The organism is Rhodoferax sp. GW821-FHT02C08 (assembly GCF_059421805.1).
The window spans coordinates 1-613 of record NZ_JBWKVR010000069.1 but is presented as its reverse complement, the minus strand read 5'-3'; the positions used below and the strand labels follow the sequence as shown (position 1 = coordinate 613).

Sequence of the window (613 nt, the reverse complement as noted above, 5' to 3'; positions counted from 1 at the left end):
CCACGTAGCCGCTGTCACATAGCAGGCTTTGCACCTTGCTGAGGGCCGGTTTACAGCGCTGCAGTGCCTGCAGCGCCCCTTTGCGATCCGTCACCTCGGCTGTCGTCACGGCCACCGCGTGCGGCAGCCCCTGTGTGTCCACTGCAATGTGGCGCTTGATGCCCGAGACCTTTTTGCCCGCGTCATAGCCCTTGCAGGCTGCCGTGTCCGTGTTCTTCACGCTCTGCGCGTCCACGATCAAGAACGTGCTTGAGGCGTTGCGCCCCTGTTTCTCTCGGGCCACGCCAACCTGATTTTTTAGTGCCTGCTCCAGCAGGCTGGCGCCTTCGCGCGGCGCACTCCAAATGGCAAAGCAAGCCTGTACCGTGCGCCATTTGGGAAAGTTACTGGGTAGGGCTCGCCATTGGCAGCCAGTGCGCAGCAAGTAAAGCACGGCGCAAAACACGTCATACAGGTCAACGCTGCGTGGGCGGGTGGTTTTGCGGGCACTCTCCAGCAAGGGGCGGATGAGTTCGAACTTCTCGGGGCTGATATCGCTGGGGTACTTGGCTCTCATGGGGCCAGCAGCTTAGCGGAAAGTCAGTATCAAAAAAGATTTTGAACAGGCTCTTAG

1 protein-coding gene is annotated in these 613 nt (G+C 59.9%); it reads right to left on the bottom strand.

From position 1 onward, the window contains the following. The coding region (locus tag AC07VY_RS26590) for an IS5 family transposase (RefSeq protein WP_495100146.1) at positions 1-556 on the bottom strand (556 nt) is incomplete at its 3' end. Between the last annotated feature and the right edge of the window lie 57 nt (positions 557-613).